We start from the raw sequence: 17,359 nt of genomic DNA, 5'->3' as shown, positions 1-17,359 counted from the left end.
GGAGAAAATTACAATAAATAAAAAACATGCTAACGAAACAGGTGTCTGAATTGAGGGGAGTGTAACAAAGCATATTCGACAATTTGATGGTAGACCTTCCGTGAAATATTTTTTTTGGTGAGAGAATAAGATTGAATGGTTTCTTCATCGATAATTTTGATCAATGCTCCTCCCCGCGCATACAGCGTTACATATAAGTAGGGTTGGTAAAGCTGGTTTTCCTGCAGGAAATCGCTCGGGAAATCAGCTGTGATGAAAAGGCGGTCCTCCACATGCTTCAATGAAAGCTGACTGACAACTTGAAGATTTTTTATTTCACGTAAAAACAAATAGTACACTCCTTTGTCTTTATAAGACCAAACCTAATCACAAAGTTAATTGGACTCATTTTAAGATAGTACTCGGGGGTGCCCGTCTGTATACCATTGTTTTATTTCTAACGCAGAAGAACAATAATATCTAAAAACAGCTCATTCAGTTACATGATCCATTTTTAAATATTATAGTTCTTTCCATTAGTTTTAGAGATATAGTTTGTTAGATTTGAGGACAAGAGAATATCCATAGGTGAATGGAGAAAAGATAGATATCGGTAAGAATCCGAACCCAGCAAGCTCCCAATTGTTGAATCGGCCAATGTTTTAATTATCGGGGAAGCGTTGAGCCAAGATAGGGAAAGAGGAACATTCACGGCTCCCCAGGAGGTCAACCACTGTTGCCCGTCTGGATTGTCTACAGTAAATAGTAGGCCAGAAGACACATTTGTAGTAGAATATAATTATTACATATTTTTACTCGGTTCCTTTAAGGACGAATGAGTTTGAAGCTTTGATGAAACCGGACGTAAGTCTATTACAGAATGAATAATTATTGCCGTTCGGGCATTCATCCATTTTATACGAAAATGCAGGAGGGAAACGGTGAATGACAGCAACCCGGCTTCCGAAAGTCATGCTGAGGGAATTGACTCTTGAAGATGTAGAAGACCGTTATCAATGGTGTCTTGATCGAGAAGTTACAAAGCATTTAAATATGCCTGATAAATATCCCCCTTTCAGCAGAAACGAAACCAAAAAGTGGATTCAGATGTGCATGGACAAAACAAACGGCTATGAACAAAAAGCTATTATCACAGATAATGGAATACATATCGGCTGGATTGACTTGAAAAATATCGATCGATTGAACAAGCACGCTGAGCTGGGCCTGGCAATAGGGGAAAAGAGTTACTGGGGTAAGGGTTATGGATTATCTGCAATGAAAGAAATGCTTCAATGGGGTTTCAATCAATTACAACTTAACAAAGTCTGGCTCAGGGTGGAAGTGGACAATGAAAAGGCCATCAATTCTTATAGAAGGATGGGTTATGTAGAAGAAGGAATCTTAAGACAAGACAGACTGAGAAACGGGTTGTTTGTAGACCGTTTAAGAATGAGTATTCTTAAAAATGAGTTTCTAAACAAGAGTAACGGCATGCCGGCAGACCGCATATAAAGGGTAAGCAGTATCAGAAACCTCGTCAGTATGGCGGGGTTTTTTTTCATATTAGAGAAACTTGTGCAGCCATGTTGACTCCATCGATGTGATTGAAAATGAACCTTTTTGCAGGTTATTGAGATTGTGGGACAGAACTTTAAAGGATGAAGGTAATGAAAGGGAGGATTGCCGCATGTTCATTCAAGATGGAGGCTTGACTATCCGACTGTTGACAAGGAAGGACAGGGATCTATTGGTGAAGTGGCTTTCTAATCCCGTTTTACTTGCATTCTATGAAGGAAGGGACAATCCTCATGATTTGTCGAAGGTGAACGAGAAATTTTATTCAGGCAAGGACGATACAACAAGAGGGATTATCGAATATGGCGGCGAGAAAATAGGCTACGTGCAATTTTACCAGCTGGACATGGCGACTAGGAAAAAATATGGCTGTGGGAATGAAGAAATTATTTATGGAATGGATCAATTTATCGGCGAAACGGATTACTGGGACAAGGGTATCGGTCAATTACTTGTCGGTACGATGGTTCATTTTCTTATCTCTCGAAAGTATGCACAAAAAATAACTCTAGATCCTCGTGTAACCAATCGACGCGCTGTCAACTGTTACGAGAAGTGTGGATTCGAAAAAGTCAAAATCCTGCCGGAGCATGAATATCACGAGGGGGAATATCATGACTGCTGGCTGATGGAATACAATGCTTAGAGATAGAATATCCTTTTTATGGATAAAGAAGGAATAAGGATGCTTCGAAAAGAAGTAAGCCACAAGGGTATTAATGGATAAGTGAGACAAAAGAGGGGGGAACCATGAGAAGAGTTATATGGTTTATAGTTGTCGGTCTATGGGTTGTTGCAGGCTGTTCTGATGCAGGTTCAAAGGAAACCTATACCATCGATGACGCCGAACAGAACGGAGATGTGATCGTAGAACATGAAGCAAGCAGTTTTGACCAAATCGTTCAGGGCGCATTAGAGGTTCAGCATGCGGAAAAAGTGGTGGAGCTGCTGGATAAGGTCGAGTCGGAAGAAAAAGCCAATGTAGACATATCCATCTTCGAACCTGGCGGCAGTCATCATAAGAACTCCATTTCTTATGATGGGAAGCAAATCACGTTTGAAAATAATTATGAAGGATATCAGCAAACCCCTGTCGGAACCTTTCAATGTGATTATATTTCCCTGCGCGGTCCGATTGTTTATTTGAGTTCCTGCCAGGCAGATGATGGCACTGAGCATTCGACATTAATAGGTTTAGTTGGAACGGAAAAGGCTTTTCGGGAGTCGGATCAATGATAGAAAGCCAGCTGTTACAGGTTGGCTTTTTCATTTTGTGAAGAAATTAAAAGCAGGATTAAACTGGAGAATCTCGAATAGTATGGTTGTAGTAAAATACTCCCGATTTTTCGTCAACAGGAGGTGGGAAAAATGATTGATAGGAAGAAAGTAGTATCAAGACACCATCCGGCTTTGACAAAAGCAGATCCCTTGTCGCCACTGTCGGTGGGTAATGGAGAATTTTCATTTACTGCCGATATCACCGGTCTTCAAACGTTTGCGAAGGATTACGATGTCCCGCTCGGCACTCAGTCCCAATGGGGATGGCATTACAGCGGTCACTCCGGCAAATATGAACAGAACGATTTAGAATTGCAGTCGTTTTCTGTCCAGGGAAGGCAGGTTCAATATCCATTATATCCGCAAGGAAAGGAAGATGCATACCATTGGTTGAGGCAGAATCCGCATAGACTCCAGCTGGGACAAATTTCTTTCAGGCTGTTCAAAGAAAATGGTGGGGAGGCAGGCCTTGCTGATTTAGAGCAAGTTTATCAAACACTAAATCTATGGGAAGGAATTTTACATAGTGAGTTCATTCTTGAAGGATCCCGAGTGTCGGTCCAGACAGTCTGCCATCCAGAACGAAATCAGATTGCAGTGAGCGTAACTTCAGATTTAATGAAGGCCGACCAGCTGCAAGTCCTTCTCCGCTTCCCGTCCGGAGACATGAATTCACGCAAATGGGAAGAAGCGATTTTTCCTGACTGGTCCAATGAAGATGGACATTCATCGATATTGAAGAAGGAAAGTGAACATCGTGCTTTGATAACAAGGCGGCTTGATGAGGACTGGTATGAGGTGAGCTGGCATACAACCTCTGGAAGAATCGAACAAGCAGGAATGCACGAGTTTATTCTTTTTCCTGACCATAAGAAAGAAACACTTCGATTCAGTATCGGTTTCTCGCATAATGAAGTGATTATCGATTCTTTCGAAGTTACGAGCCGGAAGAGCAGGCAATACTGGAGTGATTTCTGGAAGAGCGGAGGGGTGATCGATTTTTCGGAAAGTACTGATCAGAGGGCTCACGAGTTGGAAAGAAGGGTGGTGTTATCACAATATTTAACAGCTGTGCATGGGAGTGGTTCCCTTCCCCCGCAGGAAACAGGATTGATGTACAATAGCTGGTTCGGCAAATTCCATTTGGAAATGCATTGGTGGCATGCAGCCCATTTCTTTCTCTGGGGTAGAGAACACCTTATTGAGGACAGTATGGAATGGTATATAAACCATCTGTCTATTGCAAAGGAACTGGCCGGATCTCAAGGCTATCAGGGGGCCCGCTGGCCAAAAATGACAGGTCCCGATGGAAAGCAAACACCGTCTGAAATAGCTCCTGTACTTATCTGGCAGCAGCCGCACCCGCTCAGTTTTGCTGAACTGTCGTATCAGTCCCAACCGACTACGGAAACATTGAAGAAATGGCGTGATGTGGTAAGGGAGACAGCCGATTTCATGGTTTCTTACGCAGAATGGGATGAAGGAAAACAAGCTTATGTGCTTGGTCCGCCTTTGATTCCGGCTCAAGAATGCCACAGTCCGGATAATGTACGGAATCCCGCTTTTGAACTGGAATACTGGAACTTTGGATTAAACGTTGCGGTTGAATGGATGGAGCGTCTGAACGAACCAGCAAACCCAAAATGGAGAGAAGTTTTGGATTCAATGACACTGCCGGCCCACGCTGACGGTATTTACCTTGCGCATGAAAACTGCCCTGATACCTTTGAAAAATATAATCACGATCATCCTTCGATGGTGGCCGCGATGGGAATGCTCCCAGGGCATCTGGTCGATTCCGGTATTATGAAAACCACGCTGGAACGAGTGTGGGCAGAATGGCAATGGGAATCAGCCTGGGGTTGGGACTTTCCGATGTGTGCAATGACTGCTGCCAGGATCGGAGAAACGAAACTCGCCGTTGATTTTCTGCTAATGGATGTCACTAAGAACAGGTATCTTGCAAACGGCCATAACTATCAGAATCCAAGTCTTACAGCCTACTTGCCAGGGAATGGAGGTCTTTTGGCAGCGGTGTCCATGATGGCCTGCGGCTGGCGGGATGCCGATGAGAGGGAGAATCCCGGATTTCCCGAGGATGGACCCTGGAAGATAAAATGGGAAGGTTTGCGTACCTTTTTGTAAAATGATAGGAAAATATTTCAAAAATATTTGTTTAGGCACTAGACATACTAATATAGGCGTTGGTATAATCTATGAAAGCGCTATCAACTAAAAATGAAAGCGTTAACACCAGACTTGGTTTTTATGTTTTCGAGGCCATATTCTGCATTATCCATATGTTGTCCAAGCAGTAATATACCAGCCTGGTCCTTTAAGACATAGTACATAAGTCTGAAAAAATTAAATAAAAGTGGGAGGTCGATGGTAGTGGTTAAAAAGATTGGTTTGCTTGTTGCTGGATTAATGGTTTTGCTTGGACTTATGGCTTGTTCTTCAGATGAATCCAGTGGGAAAAGCGGTGGAGGGGGAGATGGTGACGTTACGTTGACCATGTGGGCATTTCCCGGTATGGGATTGGATTCCAAGATCGAACAGTATATGGAGGAAAATCCGAATGTCAAAATTGAAGTACAGGAAGCAGACTATAACAATCACCACCAAAATTTGATTACTGCTCTTGGTGCCGGTTCAGGGGCACCTGATATAGCTGTTATTGAATCCGCATTCATCGAAAGGTTAAAGGAGAACCAAGACCAATTCTACAACCTGAATGATTATGGTGCGGAAGACATTAAAGACGACTATTTGGAATGGAGATGGAGAGAAGCTTCTTCTGTCGACGGTTCGTTTGTTCTCGGAGTGCCGACAGACGTAGGTCCGATGGCGATGGCCTATCGTACCGATCTTTTTGAAGAAGCCGGCCTTCCTACTGAACCTGAAGAAGTTGACGCTGCGTTCGCTACTTGGGAAGACTACATTGAAGCTGGACGACAATTAAAAGAGGCAACAGGCAGCTATATGTTCAACCTGTCCTCTGATTTGTTTACAGTTATCAGAGAACAAGCCACTGAACAGTACTTTGATGAAAATGGCGAACTAATCATAGAAGAAAGTGAGCAAATTGCGAAAGCTTGGGATCTCACTGTGGGAGCGACTGACATTCAAGCCAATATCGAAAGGGAAGAAACAGAATGGGGCGCAGCAATTGCCAATGGCGATATAGCGACAGTTTTTCTTCCACCTTGGATGCTTCAACAAATCAAGGATAATGGACCGGACACTTCCGGACTTTGGAACGTAGCCCAAATTCCAGAAGCATCTGGGAACTGGGGCGGGTCATTGTTGTCAGTGCCGAAACAAAGTGACAAACCACAGGAAGCATACGATTTCATCTCTTGGTTGATGTCACCGGAAAACCAGCTTGATATTTTTAAAGAAAAAGGTAACTTCCCTTCAACTCCGGAAGTCTATCAAGACGAAGAATTACAATCTTACTCTGACGAATTCTTCACTCGTGATGATTTGGGAAGCATGTTCGCTGAAGCTGCAGAGCGTGTCGAGTATGTTTACAGATCCCCTGACACAAGCACCATCAACACAATCATGGGAGATGCGCTTGCATCTATTTCAGATAACGGGGTCGATCCTGACAAAGCATGGGATGAGGCAATGAAGGAAATCGATCGACAGACATCACGTTAACCGGAACAATATAGACCTAGTTTGAAAACGGAAGAAGAAGCTGTTTATTTTCCGGCAGCTTCTTTTTTTCTTAATAAAATGGACTTTGAGTTGAAGAGGAGGTTATCAAATGAGTGCAGAAGCATTAAAAGTGAGAAATGACGAACAATCACAACCGGAAAAGGAGCCAAATCCAAAGAAGAAAAGACGGAAAATGGGCATCAAAGCCAAAGACAGTATTGCCGGTTACGTTTTTATATCTCCATTTTTCATCCTGTTTGGTATTTTTGGAGTGTTTCCGCTTATATTCACTGCCTATTTATCGTTTCACAGGTGGGATATATTAGGCACAAAAGAATTCATCGGGTTTGAAAACTATATAGCACTGTTCACGAACGACCAATTGTTTTGGAAAGCCGTCGGAAATACGTTCAGTATATGGATCATGTCTACATTGCCTCAATTGTTAGTGGCCTTGATTCTGGCCTTTCTTTTGAATCAGGCTTTTCTAAAGGGGAAAGGCATGTTCCGTTTAGGAATCTTTATGCCGAACATAACTTCGGTTGTCGCCGTGGCGATCGTATTTTCAGCAATTTTCGGAACAAGATACGGTGTCCTTAACTATCTCCTTTCCCTTGTTGGACTTGAGGGCATCGATTGGGGGGGCAGTTATTTAGGTACACATGTTGCCATTTCAGCGATGGTCATGTGGCGCTGGGTCGGTTATAATACGATTATTTATTTGGCAGGCCTGCAGAGTATTCCCAAAGATCTATATGAGGCTGCCACTATCGATGGGGCATCCAAACGACAGCAATTTTTGTTCATCACGATACCGATGATGCGTCCTATCATCATTTTTACGGTTATCCTGTCTACAATCGGCGGAATGCAGATCTTTGCCGAGCCTTTGTTGTTCGGACGAGGTTCCAGTAACCAAGGTTTGACGATGAACCTGTACTTATATGAAGAGGCGTTTACGAGATTCTCATTCGGTTATGCCGCTGCGATTGCATGGCTGCTATTCTTCATTATTATCATTTTCTCAGTTATCAATATGTTGATTACCAGAAAAATCAGTTCTTCTTAAGGGAGGGTGAAAACGGTGAAAGAAGTTGGAGAAAAGAAGTTTTCAAAGGTAGGTTTATATATTTTCTTGTCGTTAAGTACCATACTCTCAGTTTTTCCTTTTTACTGGATGTTTGTAATTGGCTCCAATACGAACGCCGAAGTTAGCAAAATTCCACCGGCGCTTATACCTGGTTCCAATTTTGTAGAAAATGCGATGAAAGTATTTGAAAGAATCAACTTTTTCGGTTCCTTGTTCAATTCATTCATCATTTCTACGGCCATTACGGTCTCTGTCCTGTTCTTTTGTTCGCTTGCCGGATTTGCCTTCTCGAAGATCGACTTTAAAGGGAAAGAATTTTTCTTTATCTTCTTGTTGGCGACAATGATGATTCCTCCGCAGTTAGGGTTGATTCCTACTTTTATGATCATCACTTGGCTGGATTGGGTGGATACTCTTCAAGCGGTTATAGTGCCGGGAATGGTTAATGCCTTCGGTGTGTTCTGGATGAGGCAGTATATCACTTCCTCTATTCCGAACGACTTGATCGAAGCCGCAAAGATAGACGGCTGCAGTAACTTCCGGATTTACTGGAATATCATCCTGCCGGCAATCAAGCCGGGTTTGGCTACGCTCGGAATCGTTACATTCATGAATGCTTGGAACGACTTCTTGTGGCCACTGGTCGTACTAAAGGACAAAAGTTCCCATACCATTCAGATCGCTTTAAGAACGTTGAATGATGCTTATACGACCGACTATCCGATGGTGCTTGCCGGTACCTTCATGGCTACCATCCCGATCTTGATCGTCTTTTTGATCTTTAATAAACAATTCATCGCCGGGATCACTGAAGGGGCTGTTAAAAGCTGAAGCATACGATCAGCCGGTCTCTCAGCTGAGACTGGCTGGTCGTAAGCGGGAATTTTCTTAGAAAAAAGATAAAGGGGTCGTTTTGATGAAGCGTGTCTTAGTTTTTGCGGACTGGTTATGGGAAATGTTGATCCTTCAGTTTCATTGGTTTTTTTATGTGGTTAAAGGGGCTTTCCTGTTCGGGATTTTCCCTGCGACGGCAGCTTTATATGCGGTTATACGTCATTGGTTGAAAAATGGCGGCAAAGAGGGGGAAATTCAAGAACTATATAAAAAGTTTTATAAGGAAAATTTCCGGAACGCCAATATTTCCGGATGGCTGATTGTTATTGCTGGTGTGATGGTGTACCTTAACTGGGTTTCACTTGCATATATCACAAACCCTGTTGCCAAGATGGCATTATACGGAATCATCATTTTGTTTTCTGTTTTAATTTTAGTTATCTGGCTGTTCCTTTTCCCTGTTCTTGTCCATTATCAACTATCTTGGCTGAATTATTTTATTTTGAGTCTGCGGCTCGGTTTCACTTATTTACCGATTACACTGCTGCAATTGTTTCTGTTGGGTATTTGTGCTGTCCTGCTGCTGAATTTCCCTGCCATTTCCGTTTTGTTCGGACTCACTATTATCGCGTTACTACAAACCTTTATCTGTAATTACGTATTTTATAGAATGGATCCGCAAAATTAATCCTTCGGCTGTCGAGTGATCGGCAGTTTTTTTTGTGCTTTAGTTCTTGAATCCAGTTTTCGCCATCTGGATGATTGTGCTATTATTTTTCTAAACATCATTTTGGTAAGGATGATTTATTTTGAAGATTTTATTGGTCGAAGACGATAAAACAATTGCTTCCGGACTGGATTATTCATTGCAACAGGAGCAATTCACCACAATTTTATGTCATGATGCCGAATCTGCTGCCAAAGTCTTGCAGGATCAATTACAATCGATCGATTTGTGCTTGTTTGATTTAGCCCTGCCGGATGGCAGTGGCTACGATTTGTGCCAAACAGTCAAAAAACATCGTGATATACCGGTTATTTTTCTCACTGCTGTTGACGATGAGGTCAATGTTGTAATGGGGCTTGATATGGGAGCTGACGATTACATAACAAAACCTTTTCGAATCCGCGAGCTTATCTCCAGGATCAAATCAGTGCTTCGCCGGTACCAAAAGCAATCACAAACGAATTCTGTCATTGAAATAGGCAGCATCAGAGTCAATACAATGGAAGGAAAGGTTTATAAAAACGGGGAAGAGGTGCTCATGACAGCGTTAGAGTACCGGTTATTCCTTATATTAGCCAATAACAAAGGGCAAGTACTCACTAGGGCCCAACTGCTTGACAGGATTTGGGACGTTGCCGGGGATTTTGTCAATGATAATACGCTGACAGTATATATCAAACGACTCCGGGAGAAGCTCGAAGACAATCCTCAGGCACCGAATATTATTAAAACAGTCCGCGGAATGGGATACATAGTAGGTGATTAGCATGCTGCGGAATCGAGAAGTCGGTATGCTGTTATTTGCCATGTGTTTTATCACCCTCCTTGGAACAGTGATTGCGGCGGTCGTATTTTCTTATCTTCATGCAATCCTTGTGTTTTTGACTGCAACCTCCCTGGTGATTTGCAGTATTCTCTTCACCCGATGGCGCTATAAGGAAATCGAGAAGCTCTCCAGCTATTTAAGACAAATAAGCAATGGCGATTATTCCCTTGATGTCCGTAACAATCTGGAAGGGGAACTGAGCATTCTGAAAAATGATATTTACAAAGTGACAATTATGCTATCAGAACAAGGATCGATGCTGAATGAGGACAAAGTTAAGTTGACCAATGCCATTTCCGACATATCCCACCAGCTAAAGACACCACTTACTTCGATGACAGTAATGGCTGATCTGTTAAGCGACAATGAACTGCCGGAGACAAAGAGAAAGGAATTCACCCAAAACATCAGGAAGCAGCTGGAGCGGATAGAGTGGCTGGTGTCTTCTCTTTTAAAGTTGTCAAAAATAGACGCCGGCACCGCTATGTTTAAAAATGAGCGAACTTACGTAAAAGATGTCATTCAAAAGGCAATCGACCCAATGTTGATTCCGATCGATATAAAGGAACAGACAATCGAGATAACAGGAGAAGAATCAGCTGTCTTCACAGGTGATTTGAACTGGACTGCAGAGGCTGTACTCAACATATTGAAAAATTGTGTGGAGCATACAGGGAATGGTGGTAAGCTTACGCTGTCATATGCGGAAAATCCCATATTTACGGAAATTTATATCCGTGACAATGGCAAAGGTATTCCGAAAGAGGATATCCCGTATATTTTCCAGCGCTTTTACAAAGGCAAAAACGCTGGAGAGGGTAGTGTAGGCATTGGATTGGCTATGGCTTACAGTATTGTCAAAAGTCAAAACGGTTCCATCGAAGTCACCAGTCATACAGGAGAAGGGACGACTTTTCATATCAAGTTTTATAAACAGGTGATTTGATCTGATGCAAGGTGACAGAATTGTCACATAGGAGTCACTTCAAAGTCATTTTAGACAGATATAGTGGAGGTAACATCAAACACGGAGGTTAGAAATCATGGAAATATTAAAAATGGAACATCTGTCTAAAATTTACGGAAAAGGTGAAACGGCAGTAAAGGCATTGGATGATGTATCGCTTTCTATCAATAAAGGGGAATTTGTGGCAATCATCGGTCCCTCGGGATCTGGTAAATCCACACTCCTGCATTTGCTGGGAGGTGTAGACAGACCAACCAGTGGTAAAGTGTACGTTGATAACACGGATATTTATGATCTGGATGAAACGCAACTAGCCATTTTCAGGCGCAGGCAAATCGGACTGATTTATCAATTTTATAACTTGATCCCTATTTTGACAGTGGAAGAAAATATCACACTTCCGATGCTTTTAGATGAACACAAGGTTGATCAGAAACAATTCAATGAAGTGGTCCGCATCTTAGGATTGGATAACCGGTTGACCCATTTGCCGAATCAATTGTCAGGTGGACAACAGCAGCGTGTATCCATCGGAAGAGCATTGATCAGCAATCCGTCGATCATGCTGGCAGATGAACCTACCGGCAACTTGGATAGCCAAAATAGTGAGGAAATCATGGATTTATTGAAAATGTTCAATAAAACATACAACCAAACACTGATTGTCATCACGCATGACGAGCGGATCGCACTTCAAGCTGATCGGGTCATTTCCATCGAGGATGGCAAGATATCCAAGGATGAGGTGATCCATCCATGAACATCATCAATAAAGTAACGGTCCGTCATTTAAAACAAAACAAACGCCGGACCTTGGTAACACTGATCGGCGTCATTATCTCCGTTGCCATGATCACAGCTGTTTCAACGTTGGGTGTTTCTTTTCTGGATTTATTGAAAAGACAGACAATCGCACAAGAGGGTGGTTGGCATGTTCAATATGAAGATGTAAACGATGAGCAGGTGGAAGCAATTGCAAATGACTCTTCAACAGAGGAGTTGATCGTCTCAAGAGAGCTCGGCTATGCGGAGCTGCCATCTTATGAACATGAAAGCAGACCCTATTTATATGTGAGGCAGTTCAATGAGCAGGGATTGGAGGAATTCCCCATTGATGTGAAGGAAGGGAGGCTGCCGCAGAAAGAATCGGAAGTCGTCTTGTCCGAAGAAGCTGCCGACAATTCAGGAGAAACGTTCGAACTGGGGGATACAATCACCTTGGACATCGGCCAAAGATGGCTGCCCGGGATGGAACGCCCGTTAGGTCAGAATGATCCTTTCCAAACGGACGAGAACAATGAAAAGGAAACACTCGAAGTCACTAGAACGGAAACATTCACTATAGTCGGAAAAATCGAAAGGCCGACTTGGGAACCTGCATGGTCACCGGCCTATACAGTCCTTGGCTATGTCAGTCAACGGTTGATGAAAGATGATGATACGGTCGATGCCCTTGTCAAGCTCGATAAGGTAAATGGATCGCTCTACAGCCATTCAGAGAAACTGGCAGAGAAACTAAGTATTGAATCGATCGATTATCATAACGATTTATTGCGATATTACGGTGTGAGCGATAACGACAATGTCAGGCGTACTTTGTTTTCTTTAGCAGGCATAATCATGGCAGTCATTATTATCGGTTCTGTCGGATTGATTTATAATGCATTTGCCATTAGTGTTTCTGAACGGTCCCGCCATTTAGGAATGCTCTCAAGTGTTGGTGCCACGAAAAAACAAAAGCGTAATTCCGTCTTTTTCGAAGGAGCAATTATTGGGACAATCAGCATTCCAATCGGTATTATCGCGGGACTTGCAGGGATAGGGGTGACATTTTTATTCATAAATTCATACCTTCAAGCCGCTCTTAATGTTACGGAAAGACTGGTTTTGGTTGTCACTCCAGGTTCCATTTTGACTGCTTGTCTGATCTCGGTGTTGACGATTTTCATTTCCACTTATGTACCGGCACGCAAGGCTTCAAAGGTTTCTGCCATCGATGCAATCCGCCAGGCGAAAGATATAAAACTTTCTCGAAAAAAAGTCAAAACATCAAAGTTGGTCCGCAAGTTATTCGGTTTGGAAGCTGATTTGGGTCTGAAAAACTTGAAACGAAATAAGAGAAGATACCAGGCTACTGTTTTATCATTGGTGATAAGTATTGTGTTGTTTCTATCTGTGTCTTTCTTCACCCAGAATTTAACGAAATCAGCCGATCTTTCCCAGGAAGACATAAACTATGACATTCAGGTAGCGGGCGGTGACAGTGTAGAGGAACTTGAACCATTGACCTCGCTTAAGCATGTGACAGAATCGTCCATCATCGAACAATCCCAACTTAGTTCATGGATTGATGAGTCGGAATTACCACCTGAGTTAAAAGAAAATGTCGAACAGGATCCGAGTATTCTTCAAGATGGTAAATATTCTTACTATGTGACTTTACATGGACTGGATGAGCAAAGCTTTCGTGATTATGCCGAAAAGGTGGGAGTCGACCCGGAGGAAATTCAGGCCGGGGATACACCAAATGGAATTGTTATTGAACAAATCTCTTATCAGGATTATGATTCAGGTAAAATTATTGAAACAAATTCTATCAATACAGATGTAGGTCGAAACATCGATCTACACACAATGGATTATGAGGGGCAAGAAGGGGAGAAAGTCGGTGAAGTGGAGATTTCGGCACTGACAGACCAGATTCCGATGGGTATTAACACATCCGGACTGGGAGGGCTGGATATCGTTGTTTCGGAACAGACATTTCATCAGATCGTCGACGAGGAAAGCGGCAATATGATCGAAAATTATTTATACATGAACAGTTCTGATCCGATGTCGACTCAAGAGGCACTGGAAGAAGCGAAATCTTCTGATATGTATGTGTTTAATGTCGAACAGAACAGGCAACGGAGTGAACAATTAATCATGCTGATTTCTGTCTTTACGTATGGGTTCATTGCTCTGATTTCAGCAATATCAATAGCCAATATCTTTAACACTATCTCTACTAGTATTTCCCTGCGAAAAAGAGAATTCGCCATGCTGAAGTCGGTCGGAATGACCCCGAAAGGTTTCAACAAGATGATCAATTACGAAAGTGCCTTTTATGGTGTCAAAGCATTGTTGTATGGACTGCCGATCAGCTTTGTTGTTATGTTGTTGATCCATTGGTCACTGCAGAACACATTTGAATACGGCTTTACTGTGCCATGGTTCAGTATCATTACTGTTGTTGTCGCCATCTTTTTAATTGTCAGCTTGGCTATGCTCTATTCAATCAGTAAAATAAAGAAAGAAAATATAATCGAAGGGTTGAAACAGGAGAATATCTAAATTAAAAGACTAATCGCTGGCTATAGCGATTAGTCTTTTTGATATAACTTGTTTAATGTGTTCGGGATTCTTTTAACAGAAACGATAGGAACAAGTAACCAATTTTGTTGCCTGTCCTCTATTTCATAGGGAAAAAGGGGGAGTGTAGTTTAAAACTATTTTCCTGTTTTTGTAAATTAGATAGTTTGTCCACTAGATAAATTAATGAGCAATTGATATAATGTAATCGCTTACATATAAAAGGAAAAGGAGGTTTAATAGAGCTTTATCGGAATTTTCCCTTTGAAAAAAATGAAAAAAAGGAGTTTTTACATGCTGAAAGTTCTAAGAAAACCTATTATCGCAGGATTAGCTTTTTCTTTGTTAGTCCCTTTTGGAACAAATGCTGTTCAGGCCGAGGAGGCCACAAAGCCAGTTCATGCATTGGATGTATCGCCGATTGCTGAAAGATATCAAAATTCTTTTGAGGTGGGGGCGGCCGTGGAACCTTACCAGTTGGAGGGTGTCCATGGAGAAATACTGAAACATCACTACAGCAGTATTGTTGCGGAAAATGTAATGAAGCCCATAGAAATACAGCCTGAAGAAGGAAAATTTGATTTTGAAGAAGCTGACAAAATAGTCGAATTTGCGAGAGAGAACAATATGGAGTTGCGTTTCCATAACCTCGTCTGGCACAGCCAGGTACCAGAGTGGTTTTTTATCGACAAGAAAGGAAACAAAATGGTGGACGAAACAGATCCGAAACAGCGCGAAAAAAACAAACGTTTGTTACTGAAACGCTTGGAAAAGCATATTAAGACGATCGTCAAAAGGTATAAAGACGATGTCGATGCATGGGACGTTGTCAACGAAGCGATAGACGAGTATGCTCCAAACGATAGAGGATTGCGTGAATCGCCATGGTATCAGATAACCGGAACAGATTATATCAAGACAGCGTTTGAAACGGCTAGAAAATTCGCCGGTGAGGATGCCAAACTCTATATCAATGACTATAATACCGAAGTAGCGCCGAAGAGGGATTATTTGTATGATCTTGTTAAAGACATGCTTGAGCAGGGTGTGCCGATCGATGGTGTCGGACATCAGGCACACATCCAATTGGGATGGCCTTCTATTCAGGAAATGAAAGACTCCATCAACATGTTCGCAAGTCTTGGGTTGGATAACCAGATCACCGAGTTGGATGTAAGTCTGTATGGCTGGCCGCCAAGCGGGGAGTATAAAAATTACGAGGATATTCCGGAAAGTGTTCTCGCGACTCAAGGTGACCGTTACAACGCTTTATTCGAACTTTATGAAGAACTCGATGATAAAATCAGCAGTGTCACCTTTTGGGGGATTGCCGATGACCATACGTGGCTGAATGATCGTGCTGAGCAATATGGTGGGGAAGGATCAATCGATGCACCGTTTGTATTCGACCCGGATTTCCATGTAAAACCGGGCTACTGGAAAATAACCGATTAGTAACAAGTAAGGCTGGCAGGAAACCCTGCCAGCCTTTTTCGTTATCCGTTGTTTGCAAAAGCTGAAATAAAAGTGTGGAAACTCGTCATCTGTCACCGCGGGTATTAATTTAGTAAGAGATTTTATCGATTTAATAGGAAACTCCAGATGATTTAACAGAGGCAATTTTTCCTTGTTTGACTGACTTTTCCTTGGCAGTTTCTGTGCCGGGTTCCTTCAAGAAGAACGTGCACAGGAAGCAAACAACTGCCGCAAGTCCGATGCTTACAAAAAACAGTCTGGGACTGACAAAACTGAATATGGTCAAAAATGCAGTGGCACCTATGTTTCCATAGGCCCCGACCATACCGGAAATTTGACCAGTAGCTCTTTTGTTGATATGGGGAACCATTGCATATACTGCCCCTTCGCCTGCTTGTACAAAGAAAGAGCAACACATCGTCATGATGATCGCGCACCAGATTGGCCAGCTTGAACCGATTTGAGCCATCAGCATATAACCGATCGCCAACCCTGCCATCAATACAATTAAGGTCCTTTTCCGGCCATACTTGTCGCTCATCCAGCCTCCGCTCGGCCGTGATACTAAATTCATGAAGGCAAAGCTTCCAGCAATTAAGCCGGCCTGAGCTACTCCTAGTGTAAATGTTTCTTCGAAAAACTGCGGCAATATGGATACGACAGCCAGCTCTGAACCAAATGTGCAAAAATAAGCAAACTCGAGGATGACGACCTGCTTGAAAGCGAACTTCTCGCTGTCTGGAACCCCTCTTCTTAAACGCTCCTTGTTGACAGTCCAAATTTTGTAGACATTGTATAAAAATAAAGCTGTCAATGCTATGTAGACAAGTATGGCAACACTGTGACTGATGAAATGCAGCTCCGCATCAAGTCTGTATGTCAAGAAACCAAGGATGCCATACACAGGGAGGGTCATTATGATTAGACCGGCCATGTCTTTATAGCTGCATATTTCCAGTGCCCCACTTCTTTTCGGTTTTTCGAAAGTCACCCCGTTTGGTGTGTCTTTAACTATTCGCATGAAAATAAAACCATAAATAAGGACGATTAAACCAGTCAGGCCCACTGCGTAGCGCCAGCCGTTTTCCCCTCCGAAGATCAATGCAAGAGTGGGTAATGTCATTGCAGCCGCCGCTGAGCCGAAGTTGCCCCAGCCGCCGTATATGCCTTCCGCCAGACCGACCTGTCTGGCAGGGAACCACTCAGAGACCAAACGGATCCCGACAACGAACCCGGCACCGATAATAGCCAGGAACATCCTGGAAATCATCAACTGGACGAATGTATTCGATAAGGCGAAGGCAAAACAAGGAATGCTTAGCAAGATCAACAACCCTGAAAACACCTTGCGAGGTCCGAGCTTATCGACAAGCATGCCGATGAGAACTCGGGCGGGTATAGTGAGGGCCACGTTAGCTACGGCCAACACAGCTATCTCATCGTTGGTTAACTGGAACACATCCCGTAATGTGGACATGAAAGGAGCCATGTTAAACCAGACGACGAACGTAAGAAAGAAAGCGAGAGTCGTGAAACCTAATATTTTTTTATTACCCTCATACACATTGTTTTCCATGCAAATCC

General features: G+C 42.7%; 15 protein-coding genes. 13 read left to right on the top strand and 2 right to left on the bottom strand.

Annotated features, from left to right (window positions below; translation table 11 throughout):
* Positions 1-29: 29 nt before the first annotated feature.
* Positions 30-329: a hypothetical protein gene (locus CZ434_RS06300; RefSeq protein ID WP_077622342.1), complete on the bottom strand. Its 300-nt coding sequence runs from the start codon at positions 327-329 to the stop codon at positions 30-32.
* 595 nt (positions 330-924) lie between these two features.
* Here CZ434_RS06300 and CZ434_RS06295 point away from each other — a divergent pair.
* From CZ434_RS06295 to CZ434_RS06235, 13 genes are all read left to right on the top strand, one after another.
* On the top strand, positions 925-1,494 hold the full coding sequence (locus CZ434_RS06295) for a GNAT family N-acetyltransferase (RefSeq protein ID WP_077622341.1): 570 nt from the start codon (positions 925-927) through the stop codon (positions 1,492-1,494).
* 175 nt (positions 1,495-1,669) lie between these two features.
* Complete coding sequence (locus CZ434_RS06290; protein ID WP_077622340.1) at positions 1,670-2,203, top strand: GNAT family N-acetyltransferase; 534 nt, start codon at positions 1,670-1,672, stop codon at positions 2,201-2,203.
* A 104-nt stretch (positions 2,204-2,307) separates the two neighbouring features.
* Positions 2,308-2,793, top strand: a complete 486-nt coding sequence (locus CZ434_RS06285; RefSeq protein WP_077622339.1) for a hypothetical protein — start codon at positions 2,308-2,310, stop codon at positions 2,791-2,793.
* A 132-nt stretch (positions 2,794-2,925) separates the two neighbouring features.
* Positions 2,926-4,980: a glycoside hydrolase family 65 gene (locus tag CZ434_RS06280; protein ID WP_077622338.1), complete on the top strand. Its 2,055-nt coding sequence runs from the start codon at positions 2,926-2,928 to the stop codon at positions 4,978-4,980.
* A gap of 246 nt (positions 4,981-5,226) precedes the next feature.
* Positions 5,227-6,501: an ABC transporter substrate-binding protein gene (locus CZ434_RS06275; RefSeq protein WP_077622337.1), complete on the top strand. Its 1,275-nt coding sequence runs from the start codon at positions 5,227-5,229 to the stop codon at positions 6,499-6,501.
* 109 nt (positions 6,502-6,610) lie between these two features.
* Positions 6,611-7,570, top strand: a complete 960-nt coding sequence (locus CZ434_RS06270) for a carbohydrate ABC transporter permease (RefSeq protein ID WP_179107189.1) — start codon at positions 6,611-6,613, stop codon at positions 7,568-7,570.
* 15 nt (positions 7,571-7,585) lie between these two features.
* Complete coding sequence (locus CZ434_RS06265; protein WP_077622336.1) at positions 7,586-8,422, top strand: carbohydrate ABC transporter permease; 837 nt, start codon at positions 7,586-7,588, stop codon at positions 8,420-8,422.
* Between the two features lie 85 nt (positions 8,423-8,507).
* Positions 8,508-9,113, top strand: coding sequence for a YesL family protein (locus CZ434_RS06260; protein WP_077622335.1), 606 nt, complete (start codon positions 8,508-8,510; stop codon positions 9,111-9,113).
* Positions 9,114-9,234: 121 nt separating this feature from the next.
* Positions 9,235-9,918: a response regulator transcription factor gene (locus CZ434_RS06255; protein ID WP_077622334.1), complete on the top strand. Its 684-nt coding sequence runs from the start codon at positions 9,235-9,237 to the stop codon at positions 9,916-9,918.
* A gap of 1 nt (position 9,919) precedes the next feature.
* On the top strand, positions 9,920-10,924 hold the full coding sequence (locus CZ434_RS06250; protein ID WP_077622333.1) for a sensor histidine kinase: 1,005 nt from the start codon (positions 9,920-9,922) through the stop codon (positions 10,922-10,924).
* Positions 10,925-11,021: 97 nt separating this feature from the next.
* Positions 11,022-11,705 (top strand): ABC transporter ATP-binding protein, encoded by a 684-nt coding sequence (locus tag CZ434_RS06245; protein WP_077622332.1) that lies wholly within the window; start codon positions 11,022-11,024, stop codon positions 11,703-11,705.
* A complete protein-coding gene (locus CZ434_RS06240; RefSeq protein ID WP_077622331.1) occupies positions 11,702-14,281 on the top strand; it encodes an ABC transporter permease in 2,580 nt (859 codons plus the stop codon). Before CZ434_RS06245 ends, CZ434_RS06240 begins: the two co-directional genes overlap by 4 nt.
* A gap of 312 nt (positions 14,282-14,593) precedes the next feature.
* Positions 14,594-15,754 carry an endo-1,4-beta-xylanase gene (locus tag CZ434_RS06235; RefSeq protein ID WP_077622330.1) on the top strand — a complete coding sequence of 387 codons (1,161 nt, stop codon included), beginning with the start codon at positions 14,594-14,596 and terminating at the stop codon, positions 15,752-15,754.
* Positions 15,755-15,884: 130 nt separating this feature from the next.
* Here the strand turns inward: CZ434_RS06235 and CZ434_RS06230 are convergent, their stop codons facing one another.
* Positions 15,885-17,351: a NarK family nitrate/nitrite MFS transporter gene (locus CZ434_RS06230; RefSeq protein WP_077622329.1), complete on the bottom strand. Its 1,467-nt coding sequence runs from the start codon at positions 17,349-17,351 to the stop codon at positions 15,885-15,887.
* Positions 17,352-17,359 lie beyond the last annotated feature (8 nt).

The sequence above is a fragment of the Sediminibacillus massiliensis genome (assembly GCF_900156915.1).
GTDB lineage: Bacteria > Bacillota > Bacilli > Bacillales > Amphibacillaceae > Sediminibacillus_A > Sediminibacillus_A massiliensis.
Note: the sequence above shows the minus strand (reverse complement) of the source record. Positions and strands in the feature narration are given on the sequence as shown.